This window comes from Pseudomonas sp. zfem003 (genome assembly GCF_032621675.1).
GTDB lineage: Bacteria > Pseudomonadota > Gammaproteobacteria > Pseudomonadales > Pseudomonadaceae > Metapseudomonas > Metapseudomonas otitidis.
Genome location: NZ_JAVYJG010000007.1, coordinates 386,689 through 405,996, shown reverse-complemented (window position 1 = coordinate 405,996; position 19,308 = coordinate 386,689). Strand labels below are relative to the sequence as shown.

The window sequence follows — 19,308 nt, the reverse complement described above, 5'->3', positions numbered from 1 at the left end:
GGCGGAGCGTCGGGGGACCGCGTTACTGCTGTTCCTGGACCATCAGCAGCGGCGGCGGGTCGAGGTCGACCCGCGCGTGCATCTGCTCCCCGCCGCCCCGGCGCATCCCGCGCACGGGGCAGGCGTCGAGGTAATCCAGCCCCACCGCCAGCTTCAGGTGGCGTTCGGGACGGGATAGCCGGTTGGTGACGTCGAAGCTATACCAGGCCCCTTCCAGCCAGGCCTCCGCCCAGGCATGGCTGACCAGTTGGCTGTCGCCGTCGCGGTACAGGTAGCCGGAGACGAAGCGGGCCGGCACGCCGAGGCTGCGGGCGCAGGCGAGGAAGGCGTGGGTGTGGTCCTGGCAGACGCCGGCACGCCCGGCGAAGGCTTCGGCAGCGGTGCTGTCGACAGCGGTGACGCCGGCCTTGTAGGGCATGTGTTCGTGCAGGGCCTCCATCAGGGTGATGAGCCCGTCGCGCCCGGTGTTGGCCGGGCAGCGCTGGTGGGCGAAGGCACGCAGGGCCTCGTCCGCTGCGGTCAGCCGGGTGCTGCGCAGGAACGGCAGCGCGGACTGGGGGTCGTGCTCGGCTTCGCGGCTCTCGTCGATCTCCACCTGGCCACGGGCACCGATGACGATGGCCTCATGGGGCTCGTCCAGGGTCAGCACGTGGAGGATGTTGCCGTACGGGTCCAGCTGCGCGCGCACCGGGCGCGGCAGGTCCAGCTCCCAGCTCAGCACGTGCTGTCGCTCGCTGTCGTGGGGGGTCAGGCGCAGGTACTGGATGCTCGCGCGAACCTGGTCGTCGTAGCGATAGGTGGTTTCGTGGCGGATGGACAGTTTCATACGGCCTCCAGGTAGGAACTGTGGATGGCTCTGGCCAGCTGGCGAACCAGCAGGATGAAGTCGGTGAGCCAGCCGTGCAGGCCCTCACCGAGGATTTCGTCGATGCTCGTGTAGCGCAGGCGGGCGTCCAGCTCGGCGGCGAGCCGCTGGGCCGGGCGGCCGTTCTCGCCGGGCAGCCCGGAGAGGATCAGGTTCAGCTCCTCCATGCAGGCCCGCAGCGAGCGCGGTACGTCGGGGCGCAGCAGCAGCAGCTCGGAGACCTGGCGGGTGCCCGGGGAGCCCCGGTAGACCTCGTTGTAGGCCTCGAAGGAGGACAGCGCCCGCAGCAGCGCACTCCACTGGTAGTAGCCGCGGGCGGAGGTGTCGCTGACCTGCTCGGCGTCCTCGCCGAGCATTTCGTAGCGGGCATCGAGCAGGCGCAGGGTGTTGTCGGCCCGTTCGATGAAGGTGCCCAGGCGAATGAAGCGGTAGGCGTCGTGACGCATGATGGTGCCGAAGGTGGCCCCCCGGAACAGGTGGGAACGCTCCTTCACCCAGTCGCAGAAACGCTTGATGCCGTAGCGGCCGAGGCCTTCGGCGGCGATGCCGCGCATCTCCAGCCAGGTGGCGTTGATGTTCTCCCACATGTCGGCGGTGATGCGCCCGCGCACGGCGTGGGCGTTGGTCCGCGCGGCACGCAGGCAGCTGTAGATGCTGGCCGGGTTGTCGGCATCGAGGGCGAAGAAGTGCAGCATGCGCTCGGCGTGCAGCTGCCCGTGGCGGGTCAGGTAGGCGTCCAGCGTGCCGGTGATCAGCAGCGGCATGGCCAGTTCTTCCAGCCCGTCGCCGCGGCCATCCTGGGGCATCAGCGACAGCGAGTAGCTGACGTCCAGCATGCGGGCGAGGTTCTCGGCGCGCTCCAGGTAGCGCGACATCCAGTACAGGTCGGAGGCAGTACGGCTCAGCACGGTCAGTCCTCCACGATCCAGGTGTCCTTGGTACCACCGCCCTGTGACGAGTTGACGACCAGGGAGCCCTCGCGCAGCGCCACCCGGGTCAGCCCGCCGGGCACCAGCCGGGTTTCACGGCCGGAGAGCACGAAGGGGCGCAGGTCGATGTGGCGCGGGGCGATGCCCTTCTCGACGAAGGTCGGGCAGGTGGACAGGCACAGGGTGGGCTGGGCGATGTAGGCGTCGGGACGGGCCTTGAGGCGCTCGCGGAACGCCTCGATCTCGGCCGCCGTGGCGGCCGGCCCGACGAGCATGCCGTAGCCGCCGGAGCCCTGGGTTTCCTTGACCACCAGTTCGGGCAGGTGGGCGAGGACGTGGGACAGTTCCTCCGGCTTGCGGCATTGCCAGGTGGGCACGTTGCGCAGGATGGGCTCCTCGTCGAGGTAGAAGCGGATCATATCGCCGACATAGGGGTACACCGACTTGTCGTCGGCGACGCCAGTGCCGATGGCGTTGGCCAGCACCACGTTGCCGGAGCGGTACGCCGCCAGCAGGCCGGGTACGCCAAGCATGGATTCGGGGTTGAAGGCCAGGGGATCGAGGAAGGCGTCGTCCAGGCGGCGGTAGATCACGTCCACCGCCTGCGGGCCGGAGGTGGTGCGCATGAACACGCGGTCGTCACGCACGAACAGGTCGGCGCCTTCCACCAGCTCGACGCCCATCTCGCGCGCCAGGAAGGCGTGCTCGAAGTAGGCGCTGTTGAAGCGGCCGGGGGTCAGCACCACCACGCTGGGGTTGTCCAGCGGGCTGGAGCTCTTGAGCGTTTCCAGCAGCAGGTTCGGGTAGTGGTCGATGGGGGCGACGCGCTGGGCGGCGAACAGCTCGGGGAACAGCCGCATCATCATCTTGCGGTCTTCGAGCATGTAGCTCACGCCGCTGGGGGTGCGCAGGTTGTCTTCCAGCACGTAGTAGGTGCCGTCGCCGTCACGCACCAGGTCGACCCCGGCGATGTGGGCGTAGATGTCGCGGTGCAGGTCCAGGCCCTGCATGGCGATCTGGTAGCCCTCGTTGGCCAGCACCTGCTCGGCGGGGATGATCCCGGCCTTGATGATGCGTTGCTCGTGGTAGAGGTCGGCGAGGAACAGGTTCAGCGCCTTGACGCGCTGGATGCAGCCGCGCTCGACCACGCGCCATTCGCTCATGGGGATGGCGCGGGGGATGGTGTCGAAGGGAATCAGGCGCTCGGTACCCTGCTCGTCCCCGTAGAGGGTGAAGGTGATACCGGCCCGGTGGAACAGCAGGTCGGCTTCGCGCCGCCGCTGGGCAAGCAGTTCTTCGGGGGTTTCGGCCAACCAGCGGGCGAACTCCCGGTAATGCGGACGGCAATTGCCGCTCGCGTCGTACATCTCGTCATAAAAGGTGCGGGCCATGCCGGACTCCTTGTCGCTACCGACCACCGAGCCGTCGCAAGCGCCGTGCCAGCGACGAAAATCCTTCCCGATCAAGCAGTTGCAACCAGGCCGAAAATTCCCTGCACCACAGCGGTGCAGCCCTGGGAGCGGATCGGGACGCCGCGCCCCGTTTGGCGGCGGCTTGAAGCTAGGACGGTGGAGATCGCCGCTGCGTTCCGTCTTTTTGCGCGGCAGGAAGGAGTCTAGGCCACGCCCGCCGGGCTGCCCGGGGAGAGGACGGAAGGTGGCTGCGCCACCCTGTCGCAGGGAGCGGGGCGGCGAGCCGCCCCGTGGGCATCAGGCGCGTTCGGGGAAGGCCAGGTCGAGCCAGTGGCGGTAGAAGCCCTCGGCCACCTGGTTCAGCTCGGCGACGCGCCGGGGCAGGTCATCCAGCATCACCTGGCGGGGTTGCTGGCTGGGCTGGGTCTCGTCCAGCAGGTGGGCCCAGTCGGTGAGCCAGAGGCGTACCAGCTCCTCGGTCATCTCCGGGTGCCCCTGCAGGGCGAGGATCTTGTCCCCCCAGGAGAAACCCTGGTTGGGGCACCAGGGGCTGTCGAACAGCCAGCGCGCGCCTTCGGGCAGGTCGAAGGTGTCGCTGTGCCACTGGTAGACCGGGAACTCCGCCGGCAGGTGCGCCGTCCAGGGGCTGCCTTGGGCATCGGCGCGTTGCTCCAGCGGCTGCCAGCCGATCTCGGTGTAGGGCATGCGGTGCACGTCGGCCCCCAGGGCACGGGCCAGCAACTGGCCGCCCAGGCAGTGGCCGATGATGGGGATGTCGCGGGCGATGAAATGGCGCAAGGCGGCCAGCTCGGTGTCGATCCAGGGCAGCGGGTCGTTGACGCTCATCGGGCCGCCCATCACCGCGACGGCCCGGGGCCGATCGAGGTCGATGCCGTCCAGCTCGCCATGGTCGGCACGCAGGACGCTGTAGGCGATGCCTTCGCGCTCCAGCACGGTGGCCAGGTGGCCGGGGGAACAGAAATCAGCGTGGGTGAGGATCAGGATATCGGTCATGGGATTGCCTCCGTCGGCGGAGTCTGAGGCAAAGCCCCCGGCTCGGTCGAGGGGACGCTCAGGCCCTCCTCGGCCCGGCACCCAGGGCGATGGCAACCAGCACCAGCGTCATGCCCAGCAGGCGGCCGGCCTCCAGCCCTTCTCCCAGCAGGCTGATACCGACCATGGCCGCTCCAACAGGCATCAACCCGGTGAAGAGGCCGGCGATGCCTGCCGCCACCTCGCGCACGCCGCGATACCAGAGCAGGAAGGACAGCACGCTGGCACTGAGCGCGTAGAACACCAGCCACGCCCAGGTGGTGGCGGATACGGCGGGAAGATCCAGGGCCATTGCCTCGGGCACGGCGAGGGGCAGGAACAGCACGAGACCGGCGAGGTTGACCCCGAAGGCCATGGCCCAGGGGTGCAGGGAAAGCGACAGCCGACGGGAATAGATGGCGAAGATCGCCTCGGCGAACACGGCCCCCAGCACCAGCAGGTTGCCCAAGAGGGACCCCAGCCCCTGCTGTCGGCCGTCCGGCAGGTTCAGTACGGCGATGCCGCCTGCGGCCAGGGCGATGGCCAGCGCCACCCGCCTGCCAATGGGTTCGCGCAGACAAACCCAGCCCAGCAGCGCAACGACGCAGGGCGTGGCGCTGGTGATGATCCCGGCACTGGTGGCGCTGGTGTGCTGCACGCCGTAGAGCATCAGGAGGCTGAACAGGAAACAGCCGAAGAACGCCTGGAGGAACAGACCCCGCGCCGCGCGCCGGTCCAGCCCCTGGCGCACCCGGTGCAGCCCCATGCCCGGCAGCAACACGAGGGTGGCGATGAGAAAGCGCAGGCCGGCGAACAGGAACACTGGGACTTCAGCCAGCACCAGCTTGCCGATGGCGATGTTGCTCCCCACCAGGAGCATGGAGCAGGACAGGCAGAGGTAGGCGAACCAGGGCATCGTGGCAGCATCCTTGCGGGCGCGGAGCGCGGCCGGCCAGCCTACCCCAGCTGGCACGGCCGGGCCATTCGTCACTCCCGGCTCAGCACCTTCATGACCCAGCGGTTGACCCAGGCCGGCGAGAGCTGCCCGGCCAGGTACAGCAGGCGGAAGGCGACGCTGATGGGGCGGTGCACGGCCGCGCCCTGGGCCTGTTGCCAGCAGGCTTCGGCCACGTCCTCGGCCTGGAGGTTGACGCCGAGGCGACGCAGGGCCGGCGGCTCGAAGGTCTGCCGGCTGACCATGGGCGTGCGCACGAACGGCGGCATCAGGTCGCCGACGCGGATGCCATGGCGCCGCCACTCCAGTTCCAGCGCCTCGGTGAAGCCACGCACGGCGAACTTGGAGGCGGAGTAGCTGGCCATGTGCGGCGTGCCGTAGACCCCCGACGCCGACCCCATGTTGATGACCTGCGCGCCCGGCGTGGCCTTGAGGTAGGGAAAGGCGGCGTGGGTCATCTGCACTACGCCCTGCACGTTGATGGCGAGGATGCGCGCGTGCTCGGCCACGTCGATCTGCTCGAAGTAGCCGAAGCGCAAGATGCCGGCGCAGTTGAACAGCAGGCGCAGCTGCCCGCCGTGCTGCCCGCAGAAGTCGGCCAGGGCCTGCTGCACGGCGCCCAGGTCGGTCACGTCCAGCGCGCGGTGCCAGGCGTTGCCAAGGGCCGCGGCCTGGGTGGCGAGGGCCTCGGCGTCGCGGTCCAGCAGGCCCACCTGCCAGCCGCGCTCGTGGAACAGCCGGGCGGTGGCGGCGCCGATGCCGGAGGCTGCGCCGGTGATGAGGAGGGTGGTCATCTCAGCCCTCCTGCGGGTGGTCGAGCCAGTGGCGGATGAACCCGGCGGTGCTCGCCAGGGCCTCATCGGCGCTGCGCAGCAGGCCGGCGTGGGCCTGGAACACATGCCAGAGCCCAGGGTAGCGCTCCAGGCGGACCCAGCCACCCGCCTCGCGGAGCCTGGCCACCAGGCGCAGGCTGTCGTCGCGCAGCAGCTCATCCTCGGCCACCTGCACCAGCAGCGGCGGCAGGTACCCGAGGTCATCGAACAGCGGCGACAGGGCCGGGTCCCGGCGCTCCATGCCCGGTGGGCAATAGAGGTCGGCGGCCAGCTCCATCCACTTCGGGTGGATCAGCGGGTCGCCGGCCGGTGGCTGGTGCAGGGCGTTGCCGCTGAGGTCAGTGACCGGCGAGTAGCACACCAGGGCGGCCGGTGCCGGCAGGCCGAGCTGGCGCAGGCGCAGGGCGGTGACCAGGGTGAGGTTGCCGCCGGCGGAGTCGCCGCCGATGACGATTCGCGAGGCGGCATGGCCGCTCTCCAGCAGGGCCCGGTAGGCCGCCACGGCGTCGTCCCGGCCGGCGGGGAACGGGTGTTCCGGTGCCAGGCGGTAGTCCAGCGCGCAGACGTCGATTCCGGCGCGCTTGGCCAGGTTGCCGGCGATGGCGCGGTGGGTGGCGGGCGAGCCGGTGATGAAGGCGCCACCGTGCAGGTACAGCAGCACGGCGTCGCCACCGCCCGGTGGGCGGTGCCATTCGCAGGGTCGGCCGGCGAGCTGCGCCGCCTCGCGGGTGACGCCCCGGGGCGCCAGGGTGCTGGCGGTGAGCCCGCGCAGAATGGCGCGCTGCAGCGGGACCGGCAGCGGCGGGCGCATCAACCCGCGGAACAGCAGCGCCAGGGCACCCCGCAGGATGCCGCGCAGGGCCGCCTGACCGGGCTCGGGGGCGGTGAAGTCAACGGACGCAGTCATAGTGTTCCAGCTCCAGGCGGCGGGTCTGCCGGCGGTAGGTGAAGGTGAAACCGGGCCAGTTGTTGGTGTTGCGCCCATCGGCGGTCTTGTACCAGCTCTGGCAACCCTGCTCCCACACGGTGTGGCGCACGGCCTGCTGCAGGCGCTGGTTGAAGCGGTGCTGCACGTCGGGCTTGAGGTCCAGGTAGCGCAGGCCATCGAGGGCTCGGATGCCGTCGAGCACATAGCAGAACTGGCTTTCCAGCATGTAGAGGATGGAGTTGTGCCCGAGGTTGGTGTTCGGCCCGTAGAGCATGAACAGGTTGGGGAAGCCGCTGACGCTGATGCCGAGGAAGGCCTCGGCGCCGTCGCGCCAGGCTTCGTTGAGGTCGCGTCCGCCACGCCCACGCAGGGTCATCGGGGCGAGGAAGTCGGTGGCGGTGAAGCCGGTGCCGAGGATGATGGCGTCCACCTCGATGCGCCGGCCGTCACGGGCGATCACGGCATCCTCGGTGACTTCGCTGATGCCGCAGTCCACCACTTCGACGTTGTCGCGATCCAGGGCCGGGTAGAAGTCGTTGGAGATGAGGATGCGCTTGCAGCCCAGGGGGTAGTCCGGCACCAGGCGCTGGCGCAGCACGGGGTCGGCGATGCCGCGTGCGAGGTGCCGGTGGAAGCGTGCCCGCATCAGTTTCATCAGCGGCGGGAACACCGAGAAGGCCAGCACCCGTGACTCGTGCTGCACGTACTTGAGCAGCCGGTCGACCTTCTGCAAAGCCGGCAGGCGACGCATCAGCGCCAGCTCCCAGGGCCGGTAGGCGCGGTCGGGCTTGTGGATCACATAGGCCGCCGAGCGCTGGAACAGGCTCAGCCGGGCAACCTTGGGGGCGATCTGCGGGACGAACTGGATGGCACTGGCGCCGGTGCCGATCACCGCCACCCGCTTGCCTTCCAGGGAGTAGCCGTGGTCCCAGCGGGCGGAGTGGAACAACGCCCCCCGGAAGCGTTCCAGCCCCGGCACCTTGGGCCAGGCCGGACGATTCAGCTGGCCGCAGGCACTTACCAGGGCGCGGGCACGGAAGGTCTCGCCAGCGGCGCTGCGCACCTGCCAGGTGCCGTCGCCTTCGTCGAAGGTTGCCTCGGCCACTTCACAGCCGAAGCGGATGTGGGGTCGCAGGCCGTACTTGTCGGCGCAGTGGCGCTGGTAGGCAAAGATCTCGGCCTGGGGCGCGAACTTGCGCGACCAGTCGGCCTTGGGCTCGAAGGAATAGGAATACAGGTGCGAAGGCACGTCGCAGGCGGCGCCGGGGTAGCTGTTGTCGCGCCAGGTGCCGCCGACGTCATCGCCTTTTTCCAGGATCTGGAAATCGCGGATGCCCGCCTTCAACAGCTGGATCGCCAGGCCGATGCCACCGAAACCGGCGCCAATGATGAGCACGCGCAGGGGCGCGCCACTCGGGGAAGTGTTGGTCATTGTTATCTCCCGTTGGCTGGAACCGCGCGGCAGGTCCTGTCCGCGAGGCTGCATGCATCCTAGTTCCGCCCCCGGGTTCGGGTTATGGCATAGTCGGACACCTGATTGTGAGTTCCGGACAACCTGCTCAAGCCACCATGACCTGCCCTGCTCCCACATCCCACCGTCGCAGCGCCACCAGCGTGCAGCTGATGATCCAGTTCGGCCTCGACCACGGCCTGAGCCTGGAGCACTGCCTGGCCGGTACCGGGCTCGACTGGCAGCTGCTGGGCGACCCCGGCTCGGAGGTGAACGCGGCCCAGGAGCTGAGCCTGCTGCGCAACATCGCCCGGGGGCTGGGGGATCGTCCGGGCATCGGCCTCGACGCCGGCCGGCGCTACCGCCTGAACACCTACGGCATCTGGGGCTATGCGCTGCTCAGCAGCAGCACCTACCGCAGCGCGGTGGAGCTGGGCCTGCGCTACCAGGACCTGACCTATGCCTTCCATGGCCTGCGTATCGACGAGGTGGGGGACGAAGCACAGCTGCACCTGATCCCCTCGTCGCTTCCCGAGGACCTGCGCGGCTTCGTGCTGGAACGCGACGTATCCGGCGCGCTCAGCGTGCACCGTGACCTGGCCGGCGGCGGCCTGCCGGTGCGCCGAGCCTGCTTCGCCCTCCCCGCTCCGGCCGACACCACGCCCTGGCGTGCGCTGCTGGGCGTGGAGCCGACCTTCGGCGCGGCGCACAACTGCATCACCTTCGACCGCGCCCTGCTGGACCTGCCCCTGCCCGGTGCCAACCCCCAGGCGGCCGCCTATTGCGAGGCCCAGTGCCGCGCCCTGCTGGACCGCCGCCGCCAACGCGACGGTTTCGCCAGCCGCATCCGCGACCTGCTGCTGGGTCGACCAGGCCAACGGGTGGACATGGAAAGCCTGGCCGCCCAGCTGCACATGACTTCGCGCACCCTCAGGCGCCGCCTGGATGCCGAAGGCACCAGCTTCCGCCAGTTGCAGGACGAGGTGCTGGGCACCCTGGCCGAGGAGCTGCTGCGCTCCACCGCCCTGCGCCTGGAGGAGATCGCCGAGCGCCTGGGCTACGGCGAGGTGTCCAACTTCATCCACGCCTTCAAGCGCTGGAAGGGCGTCTCGCCCGGGCAGTTCCGCCGGGAGGCTCACGCCCCTCGCTGAGCCGGTATCGAGTGGATGGCCCGCGCCCAGGCGTGCAGCGCGATGCAGGCGTCGTGAATGATCGCTTCGTCACTACGACCGACGTAGATCCGCTCCACGGCATCGGCGGCAATCAGTCCAACTACCGTGGGTACGCCCGCCTGGTCGGTCAGGTCGAGCCACTCTCCCCATGTGCTGGGCACGTCATACCAACGCAGATAGCCGGAGGGGGAAACGGGCCACCAGCGTCGCTCGAACTGCAACACCACTTTCTCCAGGCGCCCCATGCCCAGGTGGGCCAAGGCACGCTGCTGGGGTTCGGGCAGCGCGGGTACGAAGTCCAGGGTTTTCAGCACGCCCAGCGGTACGGTGCAGATGCAGAAGTCAGCATCCAGGCCGTTGACCCGGACGGTCGGGCCGGACCAGTCGATCCGTTTCACCGGCTGCCCCAGGCGAATGTCCAGACCCTCGGCAAGCGAGGCGATCAGGGCACTGTAGCCGCCGGGCAGGAAGCGATCCCCATGGCCGACGCCTTCCTCATCCAACGCATCCACCGACAGTTGCTCCAGCGGCAGGCAGGCTTCCTGTACCAGGTGGCTATCCAGTGCAAAACGTGTGGCGCGCGCCTGCTCGGCTTCGAGCCCGGCGAGATAACGCGCAACCCCCTCTGCCAGTGGCAGGCGACGATCGAGATTGCGCAGCAGCGCCAGCCAGGCCGCCTCGATATCCCCCGGCGCTCCGTCATGGGCGGCAGCAAGGGGGTGCCCAAAGTCGGTCTCCACCGTCACCCGCCCCTGCTGCTCGGCAAGTCGGCCCAGGGCGTTATGGGCAAACTGCTGCAGCCAGGCGGCCCCCAGATCGACCGTCACGCCGCCTACCGATTGGCTGAAGGTCCGCCCACCGATGCGCTCACGCCCTTCGAGCACGCAGCATTCGACGCCGGCCTCACGCAGGCGCCTGGCGGCGGCAAGCCCGGCGCATCCGGCGCCGATTACGATCACCTGCCGAGCCCCAGCCGCCAGAGCCAGCCCAGCAGCCCGCACGCCGTCGTCCCAGGCGCCATGGGTCATCGCGGGTGCATGCGGGTTGCAGGCTTCACCAGCCAGTACCAGACGATTCCCCAGGCATTGGCCCAATGTGCGTCGGTCCTCGGGGGAGCCGCCCGGCAACAGCGTGCTGTAGGCCCCCAGGCTGAAAGGGTCGTCGTACCAACGGGTGACATATCCACCCAGAAAACCGTCCACGGGCAGCTCCTTGCTCCGGAAAATGCGTCGGGGACTCTAAAAGCCACCAACAGCCGGAACAAGAAAACCATCATCAGCCGGCCTGAAAGCCAGCCACCTCCCAAGCCAGAGCCCCAGAACGAAACCGGCCAACCCGAAGGTTGGCCGGCATGGGCAAGGAAACAGGGCTCAGCGCGGCTGCGCCGGGACCTCCTGGGTGACCCCCCAGCCATCGAGTACACCGCCCAGGGGAACCACCAGCTCCTCCAGGTCATGCTCGAAGTCGCCGATGCCGGCGTGGGTGGCGTACATCACCTTGCTCACTTGCAGGTGCCAGGCCCCGTCATCCCGTGGGGAGACCTGGGCGTTGAGCGATTCACCACGGAAATTGCGTGCGGCCATCCGGGCCCGGTCCTCATCGGGGAAGATGGCGTAGAACTCGATGGGGTGAACGCGGGCGAAATCGAAACCGCCCTCTTTCATACGGCGCAAGACATTGCTGCTGACGTCATCGTGGAAGGTGGTGCTCATGTTCAAGACCTCCTCTCTGGCGATGGATGAGTGTGACGCTGGGGTCGAGGGACTCGACCTGCGGCGCCTGGCGGCACCGCCCCACCCGTGCCCACGGACGCGGGCTCCGGGTGTGACCGGGCCCGAGGGGCCGGCCACGGCTTGGCTTGTACACAACGATCGACTGCATCGGTTTTCAGGGTAGCGCCCAGCGCGCAGCTCTGCCGGGGAGTATGGATGGAAGCCACCGGTCGGACGACGGGCGGCATCCCTGCAGCACTGAATGGGGGGCGGCTCAGCGTACCTGCAGGCGGTACTCGATGTCCTGGACCGTCTTGCCGTAGGCGGCGCCGGGGCGGTTGTAGCGCCCACCGAACTTGAGGTTGTGGGTACCTGCTGGCAAAGGCGGCAGGAGAATCCAATAGCCGTCGGTGGCGGCCGGGTTGCCGAAACGCTTCGGCGCTCCGGCCGGCAGGCGCGCGTAGAGGTCGAAGCAGTCCTGGGTGGCTACGCGGTACTGGGCCGGGTTCTCCAGCGGCTGGCCGTCCAGTTCGACGAACAGCTCCAGCGCCGTGTCGTTGTTCAATGCGGCACCCTGGCGCACCTGCTCGCAGCTCAGGGGCATATCCGGGCGGGCGCGCCAGAAGACCATGTTGATCACCGGGAAGAACAGGTGCTTGCCGGCCGGCACGTCGCACGTGCGCTGGATATGGCTGGAGCCGTAACCACCGGCGAGGAAGAACAGGTCCCCCTGCTGGCCCTGGGCGCAATGGGCACCGGTGGTATCGCGCAGCGGGTCCAGGTGCGCCGGCTGGGCCACCGCCCACTGCCACCAGGCGGCGGCGCGCTGGGCGTGGGTCTGGCCGTTCCACTGGCTGTCGACGGGCAAGGGTTGGGGGCTGGCCTGGGCGGCGGCGCATGCCAGCGAAAGAGCGAGGGCGAAGAGCGGTTTCATGCATGTCCTTATGAGCGGATCCGGGCCTGGAGTGTGCGGTCTTGAGCCCTGCGACACTTTCGACTGCGTCCCAGTTGGCGAAATCAGAGGGCCAGCATTTCGCCGAGCAGCGGCCTGTGCTTCGCTGGTAGCCGGTCAGCAGAAGCTGACCGAATCATCAAGGACAAGGAACGAACGATGAATACACATGCAAAACGACTGCTGGCGGGACTCGGGCTGCTGGGCAGCCAGGCACTGATTGGCCACGTCAGCGCAGCAGAGCTGCTTGGCCGCTGGGACCTCAATGGCGACGGCACCCTGGAAAATGTGTACCGGGGCACCGGTGTACTGGAAGTGCGCAACGCCAGTGGCGCTCTAGAGCGCAGCTACAGCTTCGGCAACGTCACCTGGAACCTTGCGGCAGCGGCCAACACCGATAACCAGCCCGGGGCCGAGCTGATCGTCAAGGCCGGCCCGGACGTGGTGATCATCAACCACCCGAACAACACCCAGAACCGGTACACCCTGGGCAACGTGCTGTTCGACGTGGCCGGCACCGCGCAACTGGACGGTACGCCGGGCCAGGAAGTGATCGTCCGCACCGGCAATGCCCTGGTGCTCATCTCCGACACCAACCGCACCCAACGTGCTGTCACCGATGGCATCAGCGGCACCTGGCAGTACCAGGGCGCCTACACCCTGGCGGGCATGCCGTACGCCACCCTCGCCTACACCGCCGGTAACAGCCTGCGCCTGTACGACTACAACCTGCAGAGCGGGCGCGAGTTCCCCACCGACGGGATGACCAGCGTGATCGGCGCGGCGGACCTGAATGGCGTGATCGGCAACGAGCTGGTGGCACGCTCCTCCAGCAACCTGCTGGTCGTCAGTGGCGGTGTGCAAGGTGCCGTGCTGAGCACCTACGCCGGCGGTACCGGCTCCAACTGGAGCGTCCACGGCGCATTCGCCGACACCGATGGCCAGCCCGGCCAGGAAGTCATCCTGGTGCTGCCGGGCAAGGTGCGCGTGGTGCATCAGCGCACCGGGCAGGCCAAGGACTATCCGGTATCAGGCACCTACGCCATCTACGCGGTGGCGGATCGCGATGGCGTGGCTGGCGCCGAGATCACCGTGGTCGACAGCGCCAATCGCACCTACGTCATCAACGACCGCCTCGGCACCATCCAACCGCTCTGACCCCCTCCGCTCCCGGCTCCTGCCGGGAGCACCCTTCCCAGGGTCTGTACGAGAAGTCTCCGGGCGCAGGTACTTTTCGTGCAGAGCCTAGTACGGATGTACTAGCCCACCGCCAAGCGTGAGCCGGTTGGCGTACCGTGACGGGCACCGTCGCTATGCTCGGCGACCTCGATCCCTGCCCGCTCAGCCCGGTGGGCCTCCAGGCCCGTCTCCAGAAGGAACGCCCATGAAGAACGGACTCCCCTGCCTCAGTCTCCTTGCCCTCTCGCTCGCCCTGCTCGGCGGCTGCGTGGCGCCGCCGTCGCTGATGGACCAGCAGCGTCAGTACGAACAGGAAGTGGTCAGCCAGGCCCGCCAGCTGCACGCCGCCACCGACGACCTGTTCGAGGCGGCGCTGGCCTCCGGCATGGCGGTGGTGGTGACCACCACCATCAACCTCGACAGCCAGCAGTACGACTTCGAGAACAATGACGACGCGGTGCGCTTCGAGAAGCTGCGTACCGGCACCGCCGTATGGCGCAACCGCGCCAACCCCAAGCGGGTGCTCCATGTTGGCAACAACATGAAGGCCGAGAAGATCGGCGTGCACGGCTCTCACTACCAGACCGTGTTCGGCCGCACCCTGTACCAGGTCTACATCGTCGAACCCGGCCAGTACGACCTGATGGGCAGCGTCTACAACTCTCCGCGCACCACCGCGCCCAACCCCCAGGCCAATCGCGACATCACCCCCTCCCCCCTGGGCCTGGTGACGCTGGTGGAGAAGGCATTCAGCGAGTTCGACCGGGGCCAGCGCTGGCAGGACCCGCAGTACCAGACCGAGACGGTGAACCAGAGCTATTGCGCAGCCGTACGAGTGGTCAGCGGCGAATGCGTGAGCTGGGGCAACAACGCCTACGACGTCACCCGGCAGACCTCGGCGGGTGGCTGGGTGGCGGACATCAAGGAACGCAAGGTGGCCAGCATCGAGGCCTACAGCGACCTGAAGAAACCCTTCGCCACCTTCGAGGTGGCCCCAGGCGAGGCGGTGCTGGTGGACGGCTTCTACCCGGAGGCCCCCAACATCGGCTTCGAGCAAAGCGACTGCCGGCGCGTGGCCAATGACAAGCTCGACTGCCAGCTCTCGGCGCTCTACATGGTGCGCATCCCCACCGGCCTGCAGGAGTTCCGCAGCGCCAGCGACCCGTCCAAGTACGGCTACATGAAGATGAGCAAGGCCCTGGCGAACCTGCAGTACCGCCCGGTCAAGCTCAACGCCAAGCCGGTCAAGGACGATTCCATCTGGGGCGAAACCTACGTGCTCGAGCGCTGAGCCGCTCCCGCGCCAGACAACACCCCCTGGAGTCCACGACTCCAGGGGGTGTTGCGTTTAGGGCCCCGGCCCATCGCATTGCGCACTGGCGCACAGTCCGCCAACAAGCACCCTGCCACTAGTCCATGCGCCCTATTCATGCCGCCCTGGAGGCTCGCTACCGTTCGCCCAGAGCCGCAGACCGGCATACCAGGGAAGACCGCATGAACACCAGGAACAGACTGATCGGGGCCGCCACGCTGGCCCTGCTGGCCCAGACCCCGCAATCGGCCCTCGCCGCGGACTGGTGGGTGATATTCGGCACGGGCGATTCACCGGAGCGCGACATGTTCTATGCCGACGCCCTGTCGGTGGCCGAGCAGCGCCGGGGCTCGGGCGAAACGGAGGCCCCGCGAAGCGTCGGGGTCGTGCAGGTGCTCGAGTCCGCCGAGGCGCCGAACTTCGTGCACTACAGCATGCAGTTCCAGTGCCGCCAGCGCCTGGTGAAGTTCGACGGCATCACCGCCTACATGCGCTCCAACACCCCCTCCAACCTGGCCTCGCCGCAGGGCTGGAAACCGGTGCCACAGAGCTGGGTCGACCGCGCCTACACCTTCGCCTGCGACGCGCAGAACCGCGAAGGCAACGCCATGCTGCGGATCGGCAACACCACGGCGGACGTGCTGGCCCAGGTCACCCGTACACAGATCTGGGGGCTCACGACCCCAGCAGCCTATGACCAGGCACCCGGCGCGGTGCGCAACGGCACCGACGGGGTGATGCGCGACCTCGACATCCTGCTCGGCAACCCGCCCAAGCGCTGAGGAGACGGCCCCCATGACCCTACGCGCCCTGCTCGCCCTGTTCGCCCTGCCCGCCGCCCTGTCCGGCTGCATCCAGATGGACACGCTCCCCGAGATACTGGCCCGCAACCAATGGATGGGGCGCCCGGCCGAAGACGCCATCAGCTACTTCGGCCGCCCCGACGAGATGACGCCCCTCGCCGATGGCCAGGTGGTGATGCGCTGGACCACCGACACCTCCTACTACCGCAGCGAAGTGGTGGGCAGCTCGACGGAGCAGCAGGGCAATGCCCTGGTCACCACCCACTACTGGGACAACGTGCACCACCCCAACCGCTGCATCATCTCCGTCACCGTCGACAAGACCCGGACCATCACCGCGTTCGAGGCCGATGACGGCGAATTACTGCTGTCCAGCGGGTGCGCCAGCATCCAGTACGGGCCACCCTGATCCCCCGGATCGTCACTCCTGGGCCATGCGCGCGCGGTAGCGGGCGATGGCCTCGTCGCTGACGTCCTCGCGAAAGCACAAGGGTGCCTCGCCGCCCGGCCGGTCATGGGCACTGCGCCGCCCGCAGCGGCTGCCGTTGCGGGCGGTGCTGTAGGGACAGGGGCAGCTCCCCGCATAGCGGGCGATGGACGCCTCGATCAGCCGGCGCGCGATCTCGTCGTCATCGGGAGAGGGAGTGGTGGGTTGTGCCAGGGCCAGCGTGGCCAGGAAGGCCAGCGGCGCCAGCCACAGGGAAGACTTCATGTCGGCTGCACTCATCATCCGGGTGATGAGGCAGATTCACCCAAAGGCAACATGCCATCAAGGAATTTTCTTACAAAGAAAATAGGGTTATATCTATTGCCACAGAAGACAGGACACGAATGTAAACCCATTCGACGATCCGTCCGGCAGCGGCATGGGGCATCGGGTACAGCGACCGGGGCATCGCGCTGGCATCCGGGACCTTCATGACCGCGGGCCACTGGTGTGCCCGCCATACGACCACCTGAACAGGGACGTCACCATGCGGCTGACCACCACCGCCTTTCCGCTCCGTCGCCTTGCCCAACACATCGCCCAGGCTTCGCTCCTGCTCGGCGCCTCTTCCGCCTTCGCCCTGCCACCGCCGCTGACCGGCTGTACCACGTCCGGCAACGTGGCCTCGCTGCAATGCGGCCCGACCGACATCCAGATGCAGGGCAACGCGGGAGCCTCCTCGCTGACCGTCACCGACGTGACGGCCAACTCGGTGGCGGTGCTGAGCAACCCCTCGGCCACCGGCCCCTTCACCCAGAGCCTGACCATCGATGGCACCACCGTGCTGAACCGCAGCGACTACCCGGCGGTGTACATGTACTCCAGCCAGGCGGGCTGGAACGCCAACCTGCTGATCGGCTCCGGCGTCAGCATCACCTCGGCCGGCCCGTTCGGCGCGGTCTGGCTGCGCTCGGAGAGCAACGACACGTCCACCCGCAATGAAATCCGCGTGGACAGCGCCGCCACCGTCACCAGCTACGGCGCCAACTCGGACGGCATCACCGCCACCTCCAACAATGGCCCGGTATCGGTGATCAACCGTGGGCAGGTGACGGTCGCCAACGGCCGCGGCCTGTACGCCGATGGCGGCTCGGCCAGCCTTGCGCCGGTGGATGTGGGCATCTCCAACCTGGGCACGGTCCATGCGTTCCAGGCCAGCGCCCGGGCCATCAACTACCAGGGCACCGCACGCATCGACAACCAGGGCAGCGTGCGCTCCACCACCCGGCAGGGCCTGATCGCCTGGTCCGCCAACGGCGGTGCGGAAATCACCAACAGCGGCACCGTGGTAGCCGACCACTACGACGCGGTGGTGGCTGCCGGCACCGGCGGCAATGTGAGGGTGACCAACAGCGGCAGCATCACCGCCAACCGCAACCCCAACCTGGCCCAGGTCAGCCCGGACTTCCACGGCATCAGCGCCTACACCGACGGCACCGGCACCGTGACCCTCACCAACACCGCCAGCGGCCTCATCAATGCCGCCCATGACGCGGGCATGGCGGCCGCCAGCGCCCAGGGCGCGATCAGCCTGTTCAACGCCGGGCGCATCAATGCCCTCACCGGCCTGCTGGCCGAATCCAACAGCGGGCCGGTGGACATCAGCAACAGCGGCATCCTCACCACCACCGGCGTGGGCATCCGCGTGACCTCGGCCAGCGGCGGCAGCGTGGTGAACACCGGCACCGTCGCCAGCGCCGCCACGGCCGTGCAGGTGGACAACGGCATTGCGCTGAACGTGGACAACCGGGCCGGGGGCACCCTCCTGGGGGGCGTTTCCCTCGGCACCCTGGCCAACCTGAACAACGCCGGCAGCCTGTACCTGAAGCAAGGCGCGACGGTCGCCAACCCGCTCGCCACCGGTTCGGCCGTTGCCAGCAGCGTGGGCGGCAACTTCACCCAGACCGCCAGCGGCACCCTGGGGCTGGCCGCGGCCGGCGGCAGCTACAGCACCCTGGCAGTGGGCGGCAGCGCCAACCTCGGCGGCACCTTCGCGGTGGACGTGAAGCCCACCTTCGCCGGCGGCGACCTGACCAACGTGCTGACGGCCAACGGCGGCGTCACCAACAACGGCCTGCAGGTCACCGACAACTCGTTGCGCTATGCCTTCTCCGCGTTGTTCCGCAACAACGCGGTGGACCTGGTGGTGCGCGACACGGGCATGACCAGCATCAGCGCGGCCGTCTCCCCCAGCCAGCCCGGCGCACGGGGTGCCGCTTCGATCTGGGACGCCCTGCTGGCCAGTGGCACCGACTCGCCCGAGCTGGCCCAGGCGCTGAACAGCATCCTCGGCAGCGGCGATGCCGGTGAGGTCAATGACCGGGTCGAGCAGACCCTGCCGCTGCTGACCGGCAACTCCCTGTCCCTGGCCCGCGACACCCTCGGCAGCGTCAACGCCGTGGTGCAGTCGCGCATCGATACCGCTCGCGGCCTGTCGTCAGGCGATGCCTTCCTGGGCGACCGCCACCTCTGGCTGAAGCCCTTCGCCACCCACTCCCGCCAGGACAGCCGCAACGGGGTGAACGGCTACAGCGCCGACACCCAGGGGCTGGTGGCCGGCCTCGATGGCAGCCTCTCGACGGACACCGACCTGGGCGTGGCCTTCGCCTACGCCAAGACCGACGTCTCCAGCCACTCCGGCGGCCCCAAGCAGAGCGCCGATGTGGACAGCTACCAGCTCATCCTCTACGGCCGCCACGCGCTGGATGCCCAGAGCGATCTGTCGTTCCAGCTCGACGGGGGTCGCATGAACAATGACGGGCGCCGGCAGATCGACCTGGCAGGCCTCAGCGCGAAGTCCGACTACACCAGCAAGACCGCTCACGCCGGGGTGGCGGTTGACCGCCGCTTCGCCCTGGCGCCGAGCACCACCTTCGCCCCGTCCATCCGCCTGGATTACACCTGGATCGAGGACGAGGCCTATCGCGAGAAAGGTGCCGGCGGCCTGGACCTGCAGGTGAAGTCCCGCAGCACCGACGCCCTGGTGCTCGGCGTGGACGGCACCCTGACCCATGCCCTGAGCGACCAGCTCAAGGTGAGCGCCAACCTCGGCGCCGGCTACGACCTGTACAACCGCGACGCCAGCATCACCTCCGCCTACGCCGGCGCGCCGGACGCGGCGTTCGTCACCTACGGCACCCATCAGTCGGCCTGGAGCCAGCGGGCCGGCGCCGGGCTGACCTACACCACCGCCACTGGCACCGAGATCACCGGCCGCTACGACGCCACCCACAAGGAAGGCTTCCTCGGGCAGACCGCCTCGGTGCAACTGCGCTGGATGTTCTGAG

18 protein-coding genes are annotated in these 19,308 nt (G+C 68.5%); 6 read left to right on the top strand and 12 right to left on the bottom strand.

Translation table 11 applies throughout. From position 1 onward, the window contains the following. Window positions 1–22: 22 nt before the first annotated feature. The 8 genes from RTK35_RS18895 to RTK35_RS18860 all read right to left on the bottom strand — a co-directional run bounded on the left by RTK35_RS18895 (window position 23) and on the right by RTK35_RS18860 (window position 8,386). Window positions 23–826 (bottom strand): transglutaminase N-terminal domain-containing protein, encoded by an 804-nt coding sequence (locus RTK35_RS18895; RefSeq protein ID WP_160480789.1) that lies wholly within the window; start codon window positions 824–826, stop codon window positions 23–25. Continuing rightward, window positions 823–1,773, bottom strand: coding sequence for an alpha-E domain-containing protein (locus tag RTK35_RS18890; RefSeq protein WP_044400290.1), 951 nt, complete (start codon window positions 1,771–1,773; stop codon window positions 823–825). Before RTK35_RS18890 ends, RTK35_RS18895 begins: the two co-directional genes overlap by 4 nt. Window positions 1,774–1,775: 2 nt before the next feature. Continuing rightward, window positions 1,776–3,185: a circularly permuted type 2 ATP-grasp protein gene (locus RTK35_RS18885; protein WP_316908703.1), complete on the bottom strand. Its 1,410-nt coding sequence runs from the start codon at window positions 3,183–3,185 to the stop codon at window positions 1,776–1,778. A gap of 318 nt (window positions 3,186–3,503) precedes the next feature. Continuing rightward, window positions 3,504–4,220, bottom strand: coding sequence for a type 1 glutamine amidotransferase (locus tag RTK35_RS18880; RefSeq protein WP_142008131.1), 717 nt, complete (start codon window positions 4,218–4,220; stop codon window positions 3,504–3,506). A gap of 58 nt (window positions 4,221–4,278) precedes the next feature. After that, the gene (locus RTK35_RS18875; protein ID WP_316908702.1) at window positions 4,279–5,154 is read right to left on the bottom strand and encodes a DMT family transporter; all 876 of its coding nucleotides are present in this window, start codon (window positions 5,152–5,154) and stop codon (window positions 4,279–4,281) included. A 71-nt stretch (window positions 5,155–5,225) separates the two neighbouring features. Beyond that, window positions 5,226–5,987, bottom strand: coding sequence for an SDR family oxidoreductase (locus tag RTK35_RS18870; protein ID WP_107331153.1), 762 nt, complete (start codon window positions 5,985–5,987; stop codon window positions 5,226–5,228). Window position 5,988: 1 nt separating this feature from the next. Next, window positions 5,989–6,933: an alpha/beta hydrolase gene (locus tag RTK35_RS18865; RefSeq protein WP_316908701.1), complete on the bottom strand. Its 945-nt coding sequence runs from the start codon at window positions 6,931–6,933 to the stop codon at window positions 5,989–5,991. Next, on the bottom strand, window positions 6,917–8,386 hold the full coding sequence (locus RTK35_RS18860; RefSeq protein ID WP_316908700.1) for an NAD(P)/FAD-dependent oxidoreductase: 1,470 nt from the start codon (window positions 8,384–8,386) through the stop codon (window positions 6,917–6,919). Before RTK35_RS18860 ends, RTK35_RS18865 begins: the two co-directional genes overlap by 17 nt. 137 nt (window positions 8,387–8,523) lie before the next feature. On the opposite strand from RTK35_RS18860, the gene RTK35_RS18855 reads away from it, so the two are divergent. Beyond that, a complete protein-coding gene (locus RTK35_RS18855; protein WP_208275354.1) occupies window positions 8,524–9,555 on the top strand; it encodes an AraC family transcriptional regulator in 1,032 nt (343 codons plus the stop codon). Here RTK35_RS18855 and RTK35_RS18850 read toward each other — a convergent pair. The 3 genes from RTK35_RS18850 to RTK35_RS18840 form a co-directional block, all read right to left on the bottom strand. Beyond that, window positions 9,540–10,778, bottom strand: coding sequence for a flavin monoamine oxidase family protein (locus RTK35_RS18850; RefSeq protein ID WP_316908699.1), 1,239 nt, complete (start codon window positions 10,776–10,778; stop codon window positions 9,540–9,542). The genes RTK35_RS18855 and RTK35_RS18850 overlap by 16 nt on opposite strands. A 168-nt stretch (window positions 10,779–10,946) precedes the next feature. After that, window positions 10,947–11,288 (bottom strand): ribonuclease E inhibitor RraB, encoded by a 342-nt coding sequence (locus RTK35_RS18845; protein ID WP_069561933.1) that lies wholly within the window; start codon window positions 11,286–11,288, stop codon window positions 10,947–10,949. A gap of 274 nt (window positions 11,289–11,562) precedes the next feature. After that, complete coding sequence (locus tag RTK35_RS18840) at window positions 11,563–12,222, bottom strand: hypothetical protein (RefSeq protein WP_107331149.1); 660 nt, start codon at window positions 12,220–12,222, stop codon at window positions 11,563–11,565. Window positions 12,223–12,399: 177 nt separating this feature from the next. Between RTK35_RS18840 and RTK35_RS18835 the strand changes: the two genes are divergently transcribed. From RTK35_RS18835 to RTK35_RS18820, 4 genes are all read left to right on the top strand, one after another. After that, the gene (locus RTK35_RS18835; protein ID WP_316908698.1) at window positions 12,400–13,398 is read left to right on the top strand and encodes a hypothetical protein; all 999 of its coding nucleotides are present in this window, start codon (window positions 12,400–12,402) and stop codon (window positions 13,396–13,398) included. A gap of 226 nt (window positions 13,399–13,624) precedes the next feature. Next, the gene (locus RTK35_RS18830; RefSeq protein ID WP_142008112.1) at window positions 13,625–14,710 is read left to right on the top strand and encodes a hypothetical protein; all 1,086 of its coding nucleotides are present in this window, start codon (window positions 13,625–13,627) and stop codon (window positions 14,708–14,710) included. A gap of 203 nt (window positions 14,711–14,913) precedes the next feature. After that, entirely contained in the window at window positions 14,914–15,513 is a 600-nt protein-coding gene (locus RTK35_RS18825) for a hypothetical protein (protein WP_142008110.1), read from the top strand. A 13-nt stretch (window positions 15,514–15,526) separates the two neighbouring features. Then, on the top strand, window positions 15,527–15,943 hold the full coding sequence (locus RTK35_RS18820) for a hypothetical protein (RefSeq protein ID WP_044400257.1): 417 nt from the start codon (window positions 15,527–15,529) through the stop codon (window positions 15,941–15,943). Between the two features lie 12 nt (window positions 15,944–15,955). On the opposite strand, the gene RTK35_RS18815 is transcribed toward RTK35_RS18820, so the two are convergent. Then, a complete protein-coding gene (locus tag RTK35_RS18815; protein WP_152644417.1) occupies window positions 15,956–16,246 on the bottom strand; it encodes a hypothetical protein in 291 nt (96 codons plus the stop codon). A gap of 262 nt (window positions 16,247–16,508) precedes the next feature. On the opposite strand from RTK35_RS18815, the gene RTK35_RS18810 reads away from it, so the two are divergent. Further along, window positions 16,509–19,307, top strand: a complete 2,799-nt coding sequence (locus RTK35_RS18810; protein ID WP_316908697.1) for an autotransporter domain-containing protein — start codon at window positions 16,509–16,511, stop codon at window positions 19,305–19,307. Window position 19,308 lies beyond the last annotated feature (1 nt).

Bases quoted from the DNA above. Each gene is read 5' to 3' on its own strand.
- RTK35_RS18895 (WP_160480789.1), bottom strand. From the start codon at position 826: ATGAAACTGTCCATCCGCCACGAAACCACCTATCGCTACGACGACCAG.
- RTK35_RS18885 (WP_316908703.1), bottom strand. From the start codon at position 3,185: ATGGCCCGCACCTTTTATGACGAGATGTACGACGCGAGCGGCAATTGC.
- RTK35_RS18880 (WP_142008131.1), bottom strand. From the start codon at position 4,220: ATGACCGATATCCTGATCCTCACCCACGCTGATTTCTGTTCCCCCGGC.
- RTK35_RS18875 (WP_316908702.1), bottom strand. From the start codon at position 5,154: ATGCCCTGGTTCGCCTACCTCTGCCTGTCCTGCTCCATGCTCCTGGTG.
- RTK35_RS18870 (WP_107331153.1), bottom strand. From the start codon at position 5,987: ATGACCACCCTCCTCATCACCGGCGCAGCCTCCGGCATCGGCGCCGCC.
- RTK35_RS18865 (WP_316908701.1), bottom strand. From the start codon at position 6,933: ATGACTGCGTCCGTTGACTTCACCGCCCCCGAGCCCGGTCAGGCGGCC.
- RTK35_RS18860 (WP_316908700.1), bottom strand. From the start codon at position 8,386: ATGACCAACACTTCCCCGAGTGGCGCGCCCCTGCGCGTGCTCATCATT.
- RTK35_RS18855 (WP_208275354.1), top strand. From the start codon at position 8,524: ATGACCTGCCCTGCTCCCACATCCCACCGTCGCAGCGCCACCAGCGTG.
- RTK35_RS18845 (WP_069561933.1), bottom strand. From the start codon at position 11,288: ATGAGCACCACCTTCCACGATGACGTCAGCAGCAATGTCTTGCGCCGT.
- RTK35_RS18840 (WP_107331149.1), bottom strand. From the start codon at position 12,222: ATGAAACCGCTCTTCGCCCTCGCTCTTTCGCTGGCATGCGCCGCCGCC.
- RTK35_RS18835 (WP_316908698.1), top strand. From the start codon at position 12,400: ATGAATACACATGCAAAACGACTGCTGGCGGGACTCGGGCTGCTGGGC.
- RTK35_RS18830 (WP_142008112.1), top strand. From the start codon at position 13,625: ATGAAGAACGGACTCCCCTGCCTCAGTCTCCTTGCCCTCTCGCTCGCC.
- RTK35_RS18825 (WP_142008110.1), top strand. From the start codon at position 14,914: ATGAACACCAGGAACAGACTGATCGGGGCCGCCACGCTGGCCCTGCTG.
- RTK35_RS18820 (WP_044400257.1), top strand. From the start codon at position 15,527: ATGACCCTACGCGCCCTGCTCGCCCTGTTCGCCCTGCCCGCCGCCCTG.
- RTK35_RS18815 (WP_152644417.1), bottom strand. From the start codon at position 16,246: ATGAAGTCTTCCCTGTGGCTGGCGCCGCTGGCCTTCCTGGCCACGCTG.
- RTK35_RS18810 (WP_316908697.1), top strand. From the start codon at position 16,509: ATGCGGCTGACCACCACCGCCTTTCCGCTCCGTCGCCTTGCCCAACAC.